The organism is Crenobacter sp. CS_VA4 (assembly GCF_055597485.1).
In genome coordinates this window covers 1-272 of the sequence record NZ_JBVMAE010000127.1, presented here as the reverse complement: position 1 = coordinate 272, position 272 = coordinate 1, and the positions used below count along the sequence as shown (strand labels likewise).

At 52.9% G+C, this 272-nt stretch carries 1 protein-coding gene; it reads right to left on the bottom strand.

Features of this window, described 5'->3' with window-relative positions; all coding sequences use genetic code 11:
* Positions 1 to 198, bottom strand: a 198-nt coding sequence (locus ACZ2IA_RS22995) for a helix-turn-helix domain-containing protein (RefSeq protein ID WP_470294903.1), incomplete at its 3' end; no start/stop codon positions are given.
* Between the last annotated feature and the right edge of the window lie 74 nt (positions 199 to 272).

The following is a 272-nucleotide window of genomic DNA, read 5'->3' as shown; positions in this document are numbered from 1 at the left end:
ACTGCGCGTGATACCCAGCATTTCTGCGGCCTTGGATTGGTTGCCTGCGGATTTCTCCAGGGCAACTTGCAGGACAGGCCGTTCCACGCAGGAGATGACCATCGACAACAGATCGCGTGGCTCGGATTCGCCCAGATCGGCGAAGTAGCGTTCGAGGCGTTCACGTACGGACTGTTCTAGTGGGTTGGTCGTTGACATTTTTTTCTGAAGGTATACGAAGTACTTAAATACAAAAGAGCCACACCGCTGTCTTTTATTGCAGGTAGGGCTGG